Origin of the sequence: Micrococcus flavus (assembly GCF_014204815.1) — a bacterium.
In the GTDB taxonomy this organism is placed as follows: Bacteria; Actinomycetota; Actinomycetes; order Actinomycetales; family Micrococcaceae; genus Micrococcus; species Micrococcus flavus.
The window spans coordinates 197,753-213,595 of record NZ_JACHMC010000001.1; the positions used below are offsets into that span (position 1 = coordinate 197,753).

General features: G+C 74.2%; 13 protein-coding genes. 6 read left to right on the top strand and 7 right to left on the bottom strand.

The annotated features are described in order from the left end of the window. The first annotated feature begins 43 nt into the window (after nucleotides 1-43). The 5 genes from BJ976_RS01035 to BJ976_RS01055 all read left to right on the top strand — a co-directional run bounded on the left by BJ976_RS01035 (nucleotide 44) and on the right by BJ976_RS01055 (nucleotide 5,223). Entirely contained in the window at nucleotides 44-808 is a 765-nt protein-coding gene (locus tag BJ976_RS01035; protein ID WP_229667263.1) for an IclR family transcriptional regulator, read from the top strand. A 32-nt stretch (nucleotides 809-840) separates the two neighbouring features. Then, complete coding sequence (locus tag BJ976_RS01040; RefSeq protein ID WP_135029359.1) at nucleotides 841-1,971, top strand: histidinol-phosphate transaminase; 1,131 nt, start codon at nucleotides 841-843, stop codon at nucleotides 1,969-1,971. 71 nt (nucleotides 1,972-2,042) lie between these two features. Further along, the gene (locus BJ976_RS01045) at nucleotides 2,043-3,395 is read left to right on the top strand and encodes an NAD(P)-binding domain-containing protein (protein ID WP_135029358.1); all 1,353 of its coding nucleotides are present in this window, start codon (nucleotides 2,043-2,045) and stop codon (nucleotides 3,393-3,395) included. A gap of 221 nt (nucleotides 3,396-3,616) precedes the next feature. Next, entirely contained in the window at nucleotides 3,617-3,952 is a 336-nt protein-coding gene (locus tag BJ976_RS01050) for a bifunctional 3-phenylpropionate/cinnamic acid dioxygenase ferredoxin subunit (protein ID WP_135029357.1), read from the top strand. After that, the gene (locus BJ976_RS01055; RefSeq protein ID WP_135029356.1) at nucleotides 3,949-5,223 is read left to right on the top strand and encodes an NAD(P)/FAD-dependent oxidoreductase; all 1,275 of its coding nucleotides are present in this window, start codon (nucleotides 3,949-3,951) and stop codon (nucleotides 5,221-5,223) included. Before BJ976_RS01050 ends, BJ976_RS01055 begins: the two co-directional genes overlap by 4 nt. 78 nt (nucleotides 5,224-5,301) lie before the next feature. Here BJ976_RS01055 and BJ976_RS01060 read toward each other — a convergent pair whose 3' ends face one another. From BJ976_RS01060 to BJ976_RS01080, 5 genes are all read right to left on the bottom strand, one after another. Then, complete coding sequence (locus BJ976_RS01060) at nucleotides 5,302-7,236, bottom strand: LysM peptidoglycan-binding domain-containing protein (protein WP_135029355.1); 1,935 nt, start codon at nucleotides 7,234-7,236, stop codon at nucleotides 5,302-5,304. Between the two features lie 226 nt (nucleotides 7,237-7,462). Next, the gene (locus tag BJ976_RS01065; protein ID WP_135029354.1) at nucleotides 7,463-8,998 is read right to left on the bottom strand and encodes a protein adenylyltransferase SelO; all 1,536 of its coding nucleotides are present in this window, start codon (nucleotides 8,996-8,998) and stop codon (nucleotides 7,463-7,465) included. Nucleotides 8,999-9,025: 27 nt separating this feature from the next. Then, nucleotides 9,026-9,862: an HpcH/HpaI aldolase family protein gene (locus BJ976_RS01070; protein WP_135029353.1), complete on the bottom strand. Its 837-nt coding sequence runs from the start codon at nucleotides 9,860-9,862 to the stop codon at nucleotides 9,026-9,028. Nucleotides 9,863-9,882: 20 nt separating this feature from the next. Further along, nucleotides 9,883-10,668, bottom strand: a complete 786-nt coding sequence (locus BJ976_RS01075; RefSeq protein WP_135029352.1) for an FAA hydrolase family protein — start codon at nucleotides 10,666-10,668, stop codon at nucleotides 9,883-9,885. 200 nt (nucleotides 10,669-10,868) lie between these two features. Further along, nucleotides 10,869-11,906 carry an LLM class flavin-dependent oxidoreductase gene (locus tag BJ976_RS01080; protein WP_135029350.1) on the bottom strand — a complete coding sequence of 346 codons (1,038 nt, stop codon included), beginning with the start codon at nucleotides 11,904-11,906 and terminating at the stop codon, nucleotides 10,869-10,871. A gap of 73 nt (nucleotides 11,907-11,979) precedes the next feature. On the opposite strand from BJ976_RS01080, the gene BJ976_RS01085 reads away from it, so the two are divergent. Then, nucleotides 11,980-12,666 carry an NADPH-dependent F420 reductase gene (locus tag BJ976_RS01085; protein ID WP_135029348.1) on the top strand — a complete coding sequence of 229 codons (687 nt, stop codon included), beginning with the start codon at nucleotides 11,980-11,982 and terminating at the stop codon, nucleotides 12,664-12,666. Nucleotides 12,667-12,705: 39 nt separating this feature from the next. On the opposite strand, the gene hpaD is transcribed toward BJ976_RS01085, so the two are convergent. Continuing rightward, complete coding sequence (hpaD, locus tag BJ976_RS01090) at nucleotides 12,706-13,872, bottom strand: 3,4-dihydroxyphenylacetate 2,3-dioxygenase (RefSeq protein ID WP_135029346.1); 1,167 nt, start codon at nucleotides 13,870-13,872, stop codon at nucleotides 12,706-12,708. Between the two features lie 415 nt (nucleotides 13,873-14,287). After that, nucleotides 14,288-15,832 carry a 5-carboxymethyl-2-hydroxymuconate semialdehyde dehydrogenase gene (gene hpaE / locus BJ976_RS01095; protein WP_135029344.1) on the bottom strand — a complete coding sequence of 515 codons (1,545 nt, stop codon included), beginning with the start codon at nucleotides 15,830-15,832 and terminating at the stop codon, nucleotides 14,288-14,290. Nucleotides 15,833-15,843 lie beyond the last annotated feature (11 nt).

The window sequence follows — 15,843 nt, forward strand, 5'->3', positions numbered from 1 at the left end:
CGCGGACGTGATCCCGTTCACAACAGCGCCGCCGAGGAGGAACGTGCAGCCCGACCCGCAGGACGCCCCGCAGGCCCGCCCCGCCGGCGTCCGCCCCGACGCCCCCTCCCAGACGCTCTCCCGGGCCCTCACGATGCTCGAGGCGGTGGCCGAGCGCGAGACTCCGCCGAGCATCGCCGAACTCGCGGAGGCGGTGGACGTCCACCGCTCGGTGGCCTACCGGATGCTGCGGACCTTCGAGGTCCACGGGCTGCTGCGGCGCGACGCGGCCGGCCTGGTGCGCGGGGCCCCCGGCCTGGTCACCCTGGCCGGCGGCGTGGAGCAGGATCTGCGGGCGGCCGCCCTGCCGGAGCTCACGGCCGTCTCCGCGGACCTCGGCATGACCGCGTTCCTGGTGGTGTGGGACGGCCGGGACTGCCTGACCCTCACCACGGTGGAGCCGCCGCGCGGCAACCTCGTGACCCAGCGTCCCGGCACGCGTCATCCGCTGGGCGTCGGGGCGCCCGGCGTCGCGATCGCCGCGGCGCTGTCCGCGGAGGAGCGGGAGCGACTGGGACGCGCGGACGACGAGGCGGCCGGCCCGCTCACCGGCCCGAGGATCGAGGAGGCCCGCACGCGCGGCTGGGCGCAGTCCCGGGACGAGGTGATCACCGGCGTCGGCTCGGTCGCCGCCCCCGTCCCGGCGCCCGGGCGCATGCCGGCCGCGCTCGCCGTCGTCTTCACGGCGCCCTCGGTGGACCATGGGGCGGTGGGCGAGCGGCTGACGGCCGCCGCGCAGCGGCTCTCGGCCGCCCTCGGGGAGATCTGAGAGCGCTGTCACACTCACGTAACATCGGGCCCATGACTGATGCCGCCGTCGTCCCCGCCGAGGTCCGCCCCCACGCCAAGGTGGGCCTGCTGCCGCCCTACGCCGCGGGCAAGCCCCCGGTCGCCGTGCCGGGCCTGGCCCCGTTCAAGCTGTCCTCGAACGAGAACCCGCACGCGCCCGTGCCGGCGGTCCTCGAGCGCATCCACGAGGTCGTCACGGGCGCCCCCGGTGCGGCGAGCCCCGTGTGCCGCTACCCCGACCCGCTCTCCACCGCCCTGCGTGAGCGCCTGGCGGCGCACCTGGAGGTCCCCGCGGACGACGTCGTCACGGGAGCGGGGTCCCTCGGCGCGCTCTCCCAGCTGATCACCGCGTTCGCCGGCGACGGCGGCGAGTCCGGCGCCCCGGACGAGGTCGTCTTCGCGTGGCGCAGCTTCGAGGCGTACCCGATCGTGGTCCGCTCCGCGGGCGCGAAGGACGTGCAGGTCCCGCTCACCGCGGACCACCGCCACGACCTGCCCGCCATGCTCGAGGCGATCACCGACCGCACCCGCGTGGTGCTGCTGTGCACGCCGAACAACCCGACCGGCCCCGTCCTGACCACGGACGAGGTGGAGGACTTCCTCGGCAGGGTCCCCCCGCACGTGCTCGTGGTGATCGACGAGGCCTACGTGGAGTTCGTGCGACACCCGCAGGCCGTGAGCGGCCTGGACATGTACCGCCGCCACGCCAACGTGGTGGTGCTGCGCACCTTCTCCAAGGCCCACGGCCTGGCCAACCTGCGCGTCGGCTACTCCGTGTCCCGCCCGGAGATCACGGCGGCCCTGCGCACCGTGGCCGTGCCGTTCGCGGTGTCCACCGTGGCCGAGCAGGCCGCGATCGCCTCGCTGGACCACCTCGACGACGTCCTCGCGGGCGTCCAGACCGTGGTGGACGAGCGCGAGCGCGTGGTGGCCGCCCTGGCCGAGGCCGGCTGGGACGTCCCCGAGACCCACGCGAACTTCGTGTGGCTGCCCCTCGGCGAGCGCGCGGCGGAGTTCGCCGCGGCCGCCGGGGAGAAGGCGCTCTCCGTCCGCGCCTTCGCCGGTGAGGGCGTGCGCGTGAGCATCGGCGAGCGCGAGGCCAACGACCGCTTCCTCGAGGTGGCCCGGGCCTTCGGGGTCTGACGCGGGGGCGGGGTGGGGCTCGGGTGCTACGGTCGGGCCGAGCCGCCCCACCCCCTCTCGGAAGGACACCCATGCGTGAGCGCGTCGCCCTGATCGGAGCCGGCCCGTCCGGCATGTCCCTGCTGCGGGCCCTCGCCCTGGCCGAGGACGCGGGGGCGGCGGTCCCGGAGGTCGTGGCGTTCGAGCGCCAGGACGACTGGGGCGGCCAGTGGAACCTGGACTGGCGCACCGGCGCGGACCGCCACGGCGAGCCCGTGCACTCCGCCATGTACCGGGACCTGTGGATCAACGGGCCCAAGGAGTGCATGGAGTACCCGGACTACCCGTTCGATGCGCATTTCGGCCGCGCCGTGTCCTCGTACCTCCCGCGGGAGGCCATGCGGGACTACATCGTGGGCCGGGTGGCCGAGGTGGCCGGGCGCATCCGCCCGGAGATCCGGTTCGCCACGGCCGTCCGCTGGGTGCAGCCGCTCGAGGGCGGCGGGTTCGCGGTGACCTCGGAGGACCTGGTCACGCGCGAGGCCGTCACCGAGCGCTTCGACCGCGTCGTGGTGGCCACCGGGCACTTCCACACCCCGCACCTGCCGTCCTGGCCCGGCGTGGAGACCTTCCCCGGGCAGGTCCAGCACGCCCACGACTACCGAAGCCCGGAGCCGTACACGGGCCGTCGCGTGCTCGTGGTGGGCTCCTCCTACTCCGGGCAGGACCTGGCCCTGCAGCTGCACCGCGCCGGCGCCGCCCACGTGACCACCGCCTACCGTGCCCGCCCGCAGGACATCGCGTGGCCGGCCGGCATGGACGAGGCCCCCGAGGTGCAGGGGTTCGACGGTGCGGAGGTCACCTTCGCGGACGGCTCCACCGCCGAGTACGACGCCGTGCTGCTGTGCACCGGCTACCGCCACCACTACCCCTTCCTGCCGCGCGAGCTGGCGCTGGCCGGCCCGAACCTGCTGGCCCCGTTCGGGCTGTGGAAGGGCGTGGTCTGGCACGCCGACCCGCGCGTGCTCTACCTGGGTGCCACCCAGCAGCTGTTCACCCTGACGCTCCTGGACGCGCAGGCCTTCTTCGCCCGCGACGTGCTGCTCGGCCGCGTCCCGGTGCCCGACGAGGAGGAGCGTCGGGCCGACATGGACGCCTGGTTCGAGCGGATGACGCGGATCGACGGGCCGCCGGCCGCGCTGGCCTACCAGGGCGCGTACATCCAGGACCTGTCCTCCCACACGGACTGCCCGGAGGTGGACGTCGAGGCGGTGGCCCGCACCTTCCTCGAGATGCGCGACGCCCGGATCGAGGACGTCCGGACGTTCCGCGACCGGCGGCACCGCTCGACCGTGACCGGCACGCTGGCCGCGGCGCACCCGGTGCCGTGGATGGACCGCCCGGACGACTCCCTTGAGGAGTACCTCCACCGCTTCCCGGCCTGACCCCCCACCCTGCCCTTCCCGTTCCGAATCCACTGCACTTCCGACCCTTCTGAGGTCCGGAACGACCGTCAGAAGGGTCAGAACTGCAGTCGATTCGTGGGCCGGCGGCATTGCCGTCCGCATCCGGATCTCTGATTGACTGGTCGGGGCCGGGCGCCCCGGCCCCGACACGGCACCCGAGAACGACGGCGGCGCGCGCCGCGGAAGAAGAGGTCACCCCCATGGCACGCGAGATCAACGTGGGACCGGCCTCGGCCGTCCCGGAGGGCGAGTCCCTGGTGGTCCCCAAGGAGACCACCGGCACGAAGGACCACATCGGCGTCTTCCACGGGGAGGACGGCGAGTTCTACGCGATCGACAACACCTGTTCCCACCAGGACTACGCCCTGTCCGAGGGGTTCGTGGAGGGCGCCTGCGTCGAGTGCCCGCTCCACGGCGCGAGCTTCGACCTGCGCACCGGCGAGGCCCTGACCCTGCCCGCGACCACGCCCGTGGGCACCCACGCCGTGGAGGTCCGCGACGGCGACCTCTGGCTCACCGTGCAGGACGACGCGTGACCGACGCCGCCCGCCCGGGCTCCGTCCTCGTGGTGGGCGGAGGGGTGGCCGGGTTCGCCGCGGTGCGCGAGCTGCGCCGTCGGGGGTTCGAGGGCGAGCTGACCCTCGTGGACCCGGAGGGCCTGCCGTACGACCGCCCGCCGTTGTCCAAGGAGTTCCTCACCGGGGACGCGGACGCCCACCGCCTGCTCCTCGCCCCGCCGGCCTGGTTCGCCGAGCACCGCGTGGCGCTCGTGGCCCGCCGCGTCGAGCGACTCGAGCTCGACGACGACGCCCGCCCCCGCGCGGTCCTCGACGACGGCGCGGTGCTCACCGCCGACGCCGTGGTGCTGGCCCCCGGCGGCCGCCCCCGACCCCTGGCCGTGCCCGGCGGAGACCACCTGGACGTGGCCGTGCTGCGCACCCGGGCCGACGCCGAGCGGCTCGCCGCGCGCCTGCACGTCGGGGCGCGCGTGACGGTGATCGGCGGCGGCTTCACGGGGGCCGAGGTGGCCTCCGCCGCGCGGGCCGCGCTCGCGGAGGTGACGCTGGTCAGCGCGTCCGCCGCGCCCGCGCTGGCCGCGGTCGGACCCGCGCTGGCCGCGCGCCTGCACGGCATGCACGCCGCCCACGGCGTGGACGTGCTCGAGGGCGCCGTCACGGGGATCGACCATGCCGACGCTGCCGACTCCGCCGCCGACGTCCCCCACACCGTGCACGTCCGCCGCCCGGACGGTTCCGAGACCTCCGTGACCGCGGACCTCGTGGTGGCCGCCGTCGGGATCGTCCCGGACACCGCCCTGGCGGAGGCGGCCGGGCTCGCGGTCGACGGCGGGATCCTCGTGGACGCGGCCGGCCGCACGTCCCACCCGGCGGTGTTCGCCGCCGGTGACGCGGTGCGCCGCCGGAGAACCGACACCGTCCCGGCCCACGCCGCCCGGCACTGGGAGCCGGCCCTCCACTCCGGCCAGGACGTCGCCGCGGCGATCCTCGGGGAGGACGTCTCCGACCGCGGGGCGCCGTGGTTCTGGTCCGACCGGCACGGCGTGCACGTGGAGGGCGTCGGCTTGATGCTCCCCGTCCCCGGCGGGCGGATCGTGGACCGCTCCGTGCGCGGCACCGTGGTGGCCAGCTTCGCCCTCGACGCGGCCGGCCGCATGACCGGCGCCGCCTCCGTGGACGACCCCATGGCCGTCAAGGCGGCCCGCCGGATCATCGACCGCGGGATCGTCGTGGACCCGGACCGCCTCGCCGACCCGGACGTGCCCGTCAAGGCGCTGCTGCGGGGCTGACCCGGCCCCACGACGACGTCGGCCCCCTCCGGGCGGAGGGGGCCGCCGTCGTCGGACGGGCGGGGAGCCGCCGCGTGGTCAGCGGATGCGCAGCACCATGCCCGGGTGCAGCAGCGTGGAGGCGGTCATGCCGTTCAGGCGCTGCAGCTCGGTCATGGAGACACCGGTGCGCTGGGAGATGATCCACCAACCGTCGTCGGGCTGCACCGTGTAGGTGTCCGCCGAGGACACGGCGGAGGAGGTGCGCAGCACCATGCCCGGATGCAGCACGGTCTCCGCGGTCATGCCGTTCAGGCGCTGCAGCTCGGTCATGGACACCCCCGTGCGCTGGGCGATGATCCACCAGCCGTCGTTCGGCTGGACCGTGTAGGTGTCGGCAGGCGCAGGCGCAGGCGCAGGGGCGGGCGCGGGGGCGGGCCCGCTCTCGACGGTCACCAGGATCATCCCCGGGTGCAGCTCGGTGCTGGCGGTCATCCCGTTGAGGCGCTGCAGCTCGGCCATGGAGACGCCGGTGCGCTGGGCGATGATCCACCAGCCGTCCCCGGGCTGCACCGTGTAGGTGTCCCCGGTGTACGGCACGGGCGAGGGGGCGGGGGCCGGCGTCGTCGTGCCCTCGGCCGCGGCGGCGATGCGCGCGGCGCCCTCGCGGATCTCGTCCAGGCGCGGCATCAGGTACTGCCCGGGGCACGCGGTGTACTTGGTGGCCCGGTGCGGGAAGATCGTGTCCAGCGTGACCTGGGACCCGGCCGGCCACATGTCGGTGCCGCCGGTGGTGAGGGTGACGGTGCCGTGCGCGTCGAGGCCGTCCCGGTACACGTAGTAGGCGGCGGCCCGGGCCATCGCGTCCACGGTCTCCTGCGAGGGGGCCACGACGTCGTAGTTGCCGATGGTGGAGATGCCCATGGTGCCCGTGTTGAAGCCGCCGGCATGGGTGCCCAACGGGTTCGAGGTCAGCGCGCCGCGGCGGCCCTCGTAGATGTTGCCGAACCGGTCCGTGATCAGGTGGTACGGGAAGTCGCCCCAGTCCAGGGTCTTCGTGTAGTACGCGTAGATGCCGCGCATCTGCTCCACGGCCTGCGCGCGGGTGTACCCGTTGGTGCCGGCCGTGTGGTGGATGGTCAGCGCCTTGACGGTGGAGAACTGGCTGGAGTCCCGCGCCCAGGACTCGTCCGCGCCCCACTGGGCGCGCGTGATGAGGTCCGGGAGGATCTTGGCGCGGGCGTCGGCGGCACTCGCCGCCGTGGTGGCCTGAGGGACGGACGACGACGGCGTCCCCGCCCCGTCCTGCGCGGCGCCCGGGTGGGCGGCGGCCTTCACCCCGTGGGGGAGGGCGGCGGTCTCGGCGACCTCGTCCAGGGTGGGGGTGGGCTGGGAGGCGACGGCCTCGTCCGTGGCGGAGGTTCCCGGGTCGATCAGGGAGAGCTCGAAGCCCGCGGGCGCGGCGCCGTCGGCGGTCACCACGCGGACCTGCGCCCCGGTGGCGCCGAACGCCACGAGCGGGTCCGTGCCGGTGCGCTCGCTCGGCACGTCCTCGGTCCACACGGTGCGCTCGAGCTCCTGCCAGCCCGTCCAGGCGCCGTCCTGGTGCAGGCGGACCTGCACGGACTCGATGCCCTCGCCGGAGCCGGCCTCCCAGGCCGCGGCGACCACGGTGAACGGGGTGTCCGTGACCGGGGCGCTCAGCACGGCGAGGCGCTCGCGCTGGTCCGCGTCCAGGCCGGCCAGGGCGTGCTCGTCCCGGGCGGCGGAGTCCACCCCGGACAGGGCGATCTGCCGGCTGCTCTCGCCGCGGACCTCCGCGGCCGCGGCGGGGGCGTCCGCGGCGCGGGTCCCCGGCGTCGTGTCCGCCGCGGTGCGGCCGGCCCGGTCGGGCGCGGGGGCGGTGGCGGGGTCCTGCGGGGTCGGAGCGTGCGGCAGCAGGCCGCCGACGGCGGCGGACAGGACGGCCACCGCGAGGGCGGGGGCCAGGGCGCGATGCGGGCGGGCGCCGGGGCGCGGCGAGGACAGGTGCATGGGAAGCCTTCTGACGGACGGGCCGGGGGTGGAGTGCGAGGGGGTGACGGGGTGCCCGGTGCCCGGTGCGGCACGGGAGCCCGAGGGCGGCGCCGGGTGGGCGCCGTCCGTGATCGTATCGTGATCTGCGCTACCCCGGACGTGCTTTCCGGCGTCGCTGGTCGGTTCAACCGATGGCCTCCGGATGTTCACCTTCCGGGACGGATCACCCTCTGGCCCGCACGGTTCAGGTCCCGCAGAACGTCACGAAGGGCCGCTCGTCGGCGCCGGAGGGGAGGGCGAGGTCGACGGCGTCGGGACGCGGCGTGAACGGGTCCCGCACGGCTGCGAGGATGCGCTCCACGGGGGCGAGGTCACCGCCCTCGGCGGCGTCCAGGGCCTCCTGGAGCGGGCGGTTGCGCGGGATGTGACGCGGATTGACGGCCCGCATCCGCTCCGGGTCCGGCGCGAGGGCGAGCCAGTCCTCCCGCCACGCCCTGACACCCGCGGAGTCCGGAAGCCCGGCCGGCGTCCCCGGCGTGGGGCTCGGCCCGGGCACGACGTCCGCCAGGTCCGTCCAGAACGTCGTCCAGTCGGCCCGCGCCTCGGCGAGCAGCCCGAGCAGGCGCGCGGCGACGTCGTCGGAGGCCCGGGTGCGGGGCACGCCGAGCTTCGCGGCCAGGCCGGACTGCCACGCGGCGTCGAACGCGGGCGCGAACCCCTCGAGGGCGGCCGTGGCGGCGGCGACGGCGTCGTTCGGATCCGCGGCCAGGTGGGGCAGGAGCGCCTCGGCGAGCCGGTTGAGGTTCCACAGGGCGATCTGCGGCTGGGCGCCGTACGCGTAGCGGCCCTGGCGGTCGATCGAGGAGAACACGGCGCGCGGGTCGAACGCGTCGAGGAAGGCGCACGGGCCGAAGTCGATGCTCTGGCCGGAGATCGTCACGTTGTCCGTGTTCATCACGCCGTGCACGAAGCCCACGAGCATCCAGCGGGCCGTGAGGTCCGCCTGCGCGGCGACCACGGCCTCGAGCAGGGCCAGGGCGGGGACGTCGGCGTCGACGCGGTCGGCGTGGTGGCGGGCCAGGGACTCGGCGACCAGGCGCGGAACGAGGTCCTCCGGCGCGTGCCCGCCCTCGACCAGTGCGGCGGCGTACTGGAACGTGCCCACGCGCAGGTGCGAGTCGGCGATGCGTGCCAGCACCGCTCCGGGCAGCGGCCGTTGGCGGCGCACCGTGCGCCCCGTGGCGACGACGGCGAGCGCCCGCGTGGTGGGGATCCCGAGGGCGTGGAGCGCCTCGGAGACCACGAGCTCGCGCAGCATCGGCCCGACCGCGGCCAGCCCGTCCGAGCCCTCCCGGGAGAACGGGGTGAGGCCGGAGCCCTTCAGATGCAGGTCGCGCAGGGCGGTGAGGTCGGGGGTGGACGTCGCGCCGGCGACGTCCCGGGCGGCGTCGGCGTCGTCGGCTCGTCCGGCGCCGGGCGCGGTGAGCTCGCCGAGCAGGAGGGCGCGGCCGTCGCCGAGCCGGGGCGAGTAGCCGCCGAACTGGTGGCCGGCGTACCCCTGGGCCACGGGCCGGGCGTCCGGGCCGGGGGCCTCACCGGTGAGGAACCGGACGCCGTCCGCCGAGCGCAGCCAGTCCTCGTCGAGGCCGAGCTCCGTGGCGAGCGCCGCGTTGAGGTGCAGCAGGCGCGGCTCGGGGGTCTGCCACGCGCGGGACGGGGCGGACAGCTCGGGGAACGCGTCCGCGAAGTGCGAGGTCAGGGCGGGGACGGGGGAGCTCATGTGCCCACGCTACGGGGCACGCCGCGCTCAGTACGAGGCGCGCCCGCCGTCGTCGTCGCCCTCGGGCGCCGGGCACCACGTGTCCGCGAGGGCCTCGGCGGCCCGGGCCAGCAGGGCGACGTCGGCGCCCACGTTGACGAAGTCCGCGCCGGCCTCGGTGTACGCCCGCGCCTGCGCCTCGACGAACGCGTTGACGCCCACCACGGTGCCGACCTCGTTCGCCGCGCGGATGACCGACTCCACGGCGGCCACCACGTCGGGGTGCGACTGCTGGCCGAGCAGACCCATCGAGGCGGACAGGTCCGAGGGGCCCACGAAGATCCCGTCCACGCCGGGCGTCTCCGCGATCGCGCGGGCGTTCTCCACGCCCGCCGCCGTCTCGATCTGCACGAACAGGCTCACGTGGCGGTCGGCATCGGCGAGGTAGCCGGGGATCCGGTTCCAGCGCCCCGAGCGGGCGAGGGCCGAGCCGACGCCGCGGACGCCGTGCGGCGGGTAGCGCACGGTGCGGACGGCCTCCGCGGCCTGGGCGGCGTCGTCGACCATGGGCACGAGCAGGGTCTGCGCGCCGAGGTCGAGGAACTGCTTGATGAGCACCGGGTCCAGGGCGGGCACGCGCGTCATGGCGGGGACCCCGTACCCGGCGATCGTGCGCAGCTGCGCCAGCACGGACTCGAGCGAGAGGGGGGCGTGCTCGCCGTCGATCAGCAGGTAGTCGAGGCCCGCGCCGGCGCAGATCTCCGCGGCGGTGCAGTCGCCCGAGCTGAGGAACATGCCGGCGGCGGGGCGTCCGCCGCGGGCCGCGCGGGCCTCGGGTGTGAAGAGGTCGCGGACCAGGGGCTGGGGGTTCTGGCGGACGGGCACGGCGGTTCCTCTCGGGCGGGTCAGGCGAAGAAGCAGGTGACGGTGCCGAGCGGCCCGTAGTCGGCGGTGACGGTGTCCCCGGCGGACACGTGCATGGGGCGCGTGAAGGAGCCGGCCAGCACGATCTCCCCGGCGGCCAGCGCGTCGCCGTGGCCGGCCAGGCGGTTGGCGAGCCAGTGCACGCCGTTGCCGGGGTGGTTCAGCACGCCGGCGGCCACGCCGGTCTCCTCGATGGTCTGGTTGCGGGAGAGCGTGCCGGCCACCCAGCGCAGATCCACCGCGTCCGGGGCCACGGGGCGGCCGCCGAGCACCATGTACCCCAGCGCCGCGTTGTCCGAGATCGTGTCCACGATGGTCCGCCCCTCCAGCTCGATGTGCGCGTCCAGGACCTCGAGGGCCGGCACCACGTACTCGGTGGCGCGCAGGACGTCGAACAGGGTGACGCCCGGGCCGCGCAGCTCGTCCTTGAGGACGAACGCCAGCTCCATCTCGATGCGCGGATTGGTGATGCGCGCGGTCTCGAACTCATGGCCGGACTCGACCACCTGGTCGTCGAAGATCACGCCGTAGTCCGGCTCGGTGATGCCCGTGGCCGCCTGCATGGCCTTGGACGTCAGGCCGATCTTGTGGCCGGCGACGCGGCGCCCGACCTCCACCTGGCGCTGCGCCCAGATGCGCTGGATCGCGTAGGAGTCCTCCACCTCCATGCCCTCGTAGCGGGCGGTGAGAAGCGGGACGGGCGTGCCGGTCCGGCCTGCCTCGTGCAGCTCGTCGGCGATCTTCTGGTGCGTGGCCTGGTCCAGCATGGGGGCTCCTTCGACGGCGGGGCGGCCGGGCCGCGCGGCGCCGGCGTCGGAGTGTCAGCGGCGACATGCACGTGACCCAGGTCTCCCTGAATCGTATACGACGCCCCCGGGGCCGCCGAGAGTGCGGTGCCGCGCCCTTCCGTGCCGCGCCGCCCTCCCCTGCGCCGCCCGTCGTCCCTCCGGCCGAGTGCGCCGGAGCGTCAGCTCCCGGCGAGCATGTCCTTCACGAGGGGGACGACCTTCTCGCCGAACAGCTCCACGGAGCGGCGGTTGTGCTCGTGGGCGATCGGCCCGTGCTGCACCTTGAAGCTCACCCGGGAGGCGCCCAAGTCCTGGATGCCCCGGGCCACCTTCCGGGCCACGGTCTCGGGGGAGCCGACGGCCATGAGCCCGTGGTCCAGCTCGCCCCGCAGCGCCTGGGGGGTCATGCGCGGCCAGCCGCGCTCGGCGCCGAGCCGCGCGTGGTGGGACAGGTACGGCTGGGCGAACTGCTGGAACGCCGCGTGGTCCGTCTCGGCCACATGCCCGATCATGTGGAAGCCGACGCGGGACTCACCCTCATGGCCGAACTTCTCCCGCGCGTCGCGGTAGAGCTGCGCGAAGGGCGCGAAGCGGGAGGACGGGCCGCCGATGATGGCCAGCATGAGCGGCAGATCGTGCCGCGCGGCGCGCACCACGGACTGCGGCGAGCCGCCGACCGCCACCCACGTCCGCAGCGGCTCGCCGCCCTCGAGCGGCGGGTAGAGGGTGACGTCGTCGAGGTCCTGGGTGTGCCGGCCCGACCATGTCAGCGGCTGCTGCGTGCGCAGCTGCGCGAAGAGCTCGAGCTTCTCCTCGAACAGGTCCTCGTAGTCGTGCAGCGAGTAGCCGAACAGCGGGAAGGACTCGGTGAACGAGCCGCGGCCGAGCACGGCCTCGGCGCGGCCGGAGGAGAGGGCGTCGAGGGTGGCGAAGCGCTCGTGCACGCGCACGGGGTCGTCCGAGGAGAGCACGGTGACGGCGGTGCCGAGCCGGATCCGCTGGGTCCGGGCGGCGATGGCGGCCAGCACCATCTCGGGCGCGGAGACGGTGTAGTCGTCGCGGTGGTGCTCGCCGACGTTGAACGCGTTGAGGCCGGCCTGCTCGGCCGTCACGCCGAGGTCGACGACGTGCCGCACGCCCGCGGCGTGGGTCTCGAGCTCGCCGTCGGCATCCGCGGTCCGGTCGCCGAAGGTGTCGATGCCGAATTCCAGGTCCATGGAGTCCTCCGAGGGGTGTGGGGTGGATCGTGTCACCGGGAACAACGCCGGGCGCGCCTGAGTTATTTCAAACATGAAGAACCACCTCGCCAGCACCCCGAACGCCCCCGCCCTCGACGATGCCCACCCCGCTCCCGCCCCCGCGCGCCTGGCGGTCGGCCTGGTGGGGGTGGGCAAGCTCGGCGCCGTGGTCGGCCGGCTGGCCGCGGAGGCCGGCCACGAGCTGCTCGTGGCGGAGCGGCCGGGGAACCCGATGTTCGAGCTGGTCGTCGGCTCGATCCTTCCGTCCGCGCGGACCGTCCCCCTGGCCGAGCTACTGGCGCGGGCCGACGTCGTGGTCCTCGCGGTGCCCCAGCCCGCGCTCGCCGGCCTGGACCTCTCGGGCGTGCGCGGCGACGTCGTGGACGCGACCAACGCGTGGGACGCGGTGCCGGCCGAGGACGAGGGCGTGGACGCCGACTGGTGGGCGCGGCGGCTGCCCGGGACGCCCGTGGTGAAGACGCTCAACCACGCCGCCTACGCGGAGCTGCTCGCCGACGCCCGACCGGCGGGCGACCCGGGGCGCAGGGCCGTGGCGGTGGCGGGGTCCGACGCGGACGCCGTGGACCGCGTGGTCGCGTTCGTGGACTCCCTCGGCTTCGACGCCGTCCCCGCCCCGGCCGAGGCGGCGAGCCTGCTCGAGCCGGGGGCGCCCGTGTTCGGCGGCCGGTTCGACGCTGCCGGGATGCGCGAGGCGCTCGCGGGGGCGCCCGTCGACTGAGCGACGGGCCCTGTCTGATGCTGCTCGGGGGAGGACGTCTCAGAGCTGGTTGCCCAGCTTGTACTCGCCCTTCTTGTACTCCGGCATGGAGTCCTCGCCCTCCTCGGCGCGGGTGTAGGAGAAGCCGTCGGCGCCGATGGTCACGGCCATCTCGGACTCGTCGGTGCGGGCCACGACCTCCTGGACGTTGCCGTCGAGGTCCAGCACGAGCGAGGCGTCCGTGTACCAGGACGGCACGACCGGGGTGCCCCACCAGTCGCGGCGCTGGTTGTCGTGCACGTCCCAGGTGACCACGGGGTTGTCCGGGTCGCCGGTGTAGTAGTCCTGGGTGTAGATCTCCACGCGGTGGCCGTCCGGGTCGCGCAGGTAGAGGTAGAAGGCGTTGGAGACGCCGTGGCGGCCGGGGCCGCGCTCGATCGCATCGGACATGCGCAGGGCGCCGAGCTTGTCGCAGATCGCCAGGATGTTGTGCTTCTCGTGGGTGGCGAAGGCGACGTGGTGCATGCGGGGGCCGTCGCCGCCCGTCATGGCGGTGTCGTGCACGGTGGGCTTGCGGCGCATCCACGCGGCGTACACGGTGCCGTTCTCGTCCTGGATGTCCTCGGTGACGCGGAAGCCCAGGTCCTGCATGTAGCGGGCGGCGCGCGGCACGTCCGGGGTCACCTGGTTGAAGTGGTCCAGGCGCACCAGGGCGCCGGGGGTGTACAGGTCGTAGCGCCAGGCCAGGCGCTCCACGTGCTCCACCTCGTGGAAGAACTCGTAGGGGAAGCCCAGCGGGTCCTCGACGCGCACCGAGTCGCCGACGCCCTTCACGAATCCGTTCTCGTTGCGTTCCACGCGGCAGCCGAGCTCCTCGTAGAAGGCCACGGCCTTGTCCAGGTCCTCGGGGGTGCGGACGCGGTAGGAGAACGCGGCCACGGCGGCCACGTCGCCCTTGCGCAGGATCAGGTTGTGGTGGATGAACTCCTCCATGGAGCGCAGGTACACCGTGTCCTCGTCCTCCTCGGTGACCACGAGGTCGAGCACGTCCACGTAGAACCGGCGCGAGGCCTCGAGGTCGGTGACCACCAGCTCCATGGACGCGCAGCGCAGCACGTCCGGGGCCTCGGCCTGCGGGGTGGGGATCGGGTTCTCCGTCTTCACGGGGCCCTCCTGGCCCACGTAGAAGCCGGAGGAGGTCTTCTGGCGGTTCTCGAGGTTGCTCATCGGTGCTCCTGGGTGATGGGCGGCCGCGCCGAGGCGGTCGATGTGGCCTGGGACACGGTCACGGGGTTGATCGTATACGATCCCCGGGCGCAGGGGGAAGTGGGTGCTGCGGGGCGCCGTCGGGGGGCGTGGGGCGGTGGCGTGGGGTGAGGCGAGGGGCGCAGGGACGCGACCGGGCCGGCCTCCGGCTCGTCTGGGCGCAGTACTGCCACGTAGACCGGGCTCGACGTGGCAGTGCTGCGCCCACGTGCGGTGCAGGCGCCCCGCGGAGAGCGTCGGTCCCTCCCCACCACGACGACGGCGCCCGCACCCTCTCGGGGAGGGTGCGGGCGCCGTCGGGGTCGCCAGGGCCGGCCGCCGTCTCCCGAACGGAAGCGTCCGGGCAGCTGCCGTCTCCCGAACGACAACGCCGGGGTCAGCCGTCCATCTTCGCGGCGGCCTGCTCCTGCTTGCCGAACACCGGGTTGTGGACCTCGCCGAGGTTGATGTGCACGGCCTGCTGGTCGGTGTAGAAGTCGATCGAGCGGTAGCCGCCCTCGTGGCCCAGGCCGGAGGCCTTCACGCCGCCGAACGGGGTCCGCAGGTCGCGCACGTTGTTGGAGTTCAGCCACACCATGCCGGCCTCGACGTCCTGCGCGACGTTGTGGGCGCGCTTGAGGTCGTTGGTCCAGATGTAGGCGGCCAGGCCGTACTTGGTGTTGTTCGCCAGCTCGAGGGCCTCCTCGTCCGTGTCGAACGGGGTGATGGCCACGACCGGGCCGAAGATCTCCTCCTGGAAGATCCGCGCGTCGGGCTTGACGTCCGCGAACACAGTGGGGCGCACGAAGTTCCCCTCCGGGAACTCCTCCGGGCGGCCGCCGCCGGCCACGAGGCGGGCCTCGGACTTGCCGATCTCCACGTAGGACATGACCTTCTCGTAGTGCTCGGGGTGCACGATCGCGCCGACCTCGGTGGTCGGGTCGTTCGGCAGGCCGACCTTCACGCGGTCCGCCTGGGCGGCGTAGCGCTCGACGAACTCGTCGTACACCTCGCGCTGGACGAGGATGCGCGAGCCGGCGGTGCAGCGCTCGCCGTTGAGGGAGAACACGCCGAAGATCGTGGCGTCGATCGCGGTGTCCAGGTCCGCGTCCGCGAAGACGACCGCCGGGGACTTGCCGCCGAGCTCCATGGACAGGCCCTTCAGGTGCGGGGCGGCGTTGGCGAAGATGATCTGGCCGGTGCGGGACTCGCCGGTGAAGGAGATCAGCGGCACGTCCGGGTGCTTCACGAGCGGGTCGCCCGCGAAGCCTTCCTCGCCGAAGCCGTGGACCATGTTGAACACGCCCTTCGGCAGGCCGGCGTCCTCGAAGATCTCCGGCCACAGGGACGCGGAGAGCGGGGTGAACTCGGCCGGCTTGAGCACCACGGAGTTGCCGGTGGCGATGGCCGGGGCCAGCTTCCAGGACTCGAGCATGAACGGGGTGTTCCAGGGGGTGATCAGGCCCGCGACGCCGATCGGCTTGCGGTTGACGTAGTTGGCCTGGCGGCCGGGCACCTTGAAAGCGTCGTCGTGCTGGGCCACGATCAGGTCCGCGAAGAAGCGGAAGTTCTCCGCGGCGCGGGCGGCCTGGCCTCGGGCCTGCGCGATCGGCAGGCCGGTGTCGAAGCACTCCATGGCGGCCAGCTGGTCGCCGCGGGTCTCCATGATGTCGGCGATCCGGTGCAGCACGCGGGAGCGGGCGCGCGGCAGGGCCTGGGACCACTCGCCGCCCTCGAACGCGGCCTTCGCGGCGGCCACGGCGCGGTCGATGTCCGCGGCCTTGCCGGAGGCGGCCTGGATGTACGGCTGGTTGGTCACCGGGTCGAGGACGTCGAACGTGTCGCCGTCGATCGAGTCGACGAGCTCGCCGTCGATGTAGTGGCGGATGACGTCGGGCAGGCCCTCGGGCGCGCGGGCCTCGATGCTGGTCTTCTCCGTCATGGGGTCCTCTT

Excerpts from the sequence above, each read along its gene's own strand:
- hpaE (WP_135029344.1), bottom strand. The coding sequence starts at position 15,832 with ATGACGGAGAAGACCAGCATCGAGGCCCGCGCGCCCGAGGGCCTGCCC.
- BJ976_RS01050 (WP_135029357.1), top strand. The coding sequence starts at position 3,617 with ATGGCACGCGAGATCAACGTGGGACCGGCCTCGGCCGTCCCGGAGGGC.
- hpaD (WP_135029346.1), bottom strand. The coding sequence starts at position 13,872 with ATGAGCAACCTCGAGAACCGCCAGAAGACCTCCTCCGGCTTCTACGTG.
- BJ976_RS01040 (WP_135029359.1), top strand. The coding sequence starts at position 841 with ATGACTGATGCCGCCGTCGTCCCCGCCGAGGTCCGCCCCCACGCCAAG.
- BJ976_RS01075 (WP_135029352.1), bottom strand. The coding sequence starts at position 10,668 with ATGCTGGACCAGGCCACGCACCAGAAGATCGCCGACGAGCTGCACGAG.
- BJ976_RS01060 (WP_135029355.1), bottom strand. The coding sequence starts at position 7,236 with ATGCACCTGTCCTCGCCGCGCCCCGGCGCCCGCCCGCATCGCGCCCTG.
- BJ976_RS01045 (WP_135029358.1), top strand. The coding sequence starts at position 2,043 with ATGCGTGAGCGCGTCGCCCTGATCGGAGCCGGCCCGTCCGGCATGTCC.
- BJ976_RS01080 (WP_135029350.1), bottom strand. The coding sequence starts at position 11,906 with ATGGACCTGGAATTCGGCATCGACACCTTCGGCGACCGGACCGCGGAT.
- BJ976_RS01065 (WP_135029354.1), bottom strand. The coding sequence starts at position 8,998 with ATGAGCTCCCCCGTCCCCGCCCTGACCTCGCACTTCGCGGACGCGTTC.
- BJ976_RS01085 (WP_135029348.1), top strand. The coding sequence starts at position 11,980 with ATGAAGAACCACCTCGCCAGCACCCCGAACGCCCCCGCCCTCGACGAT.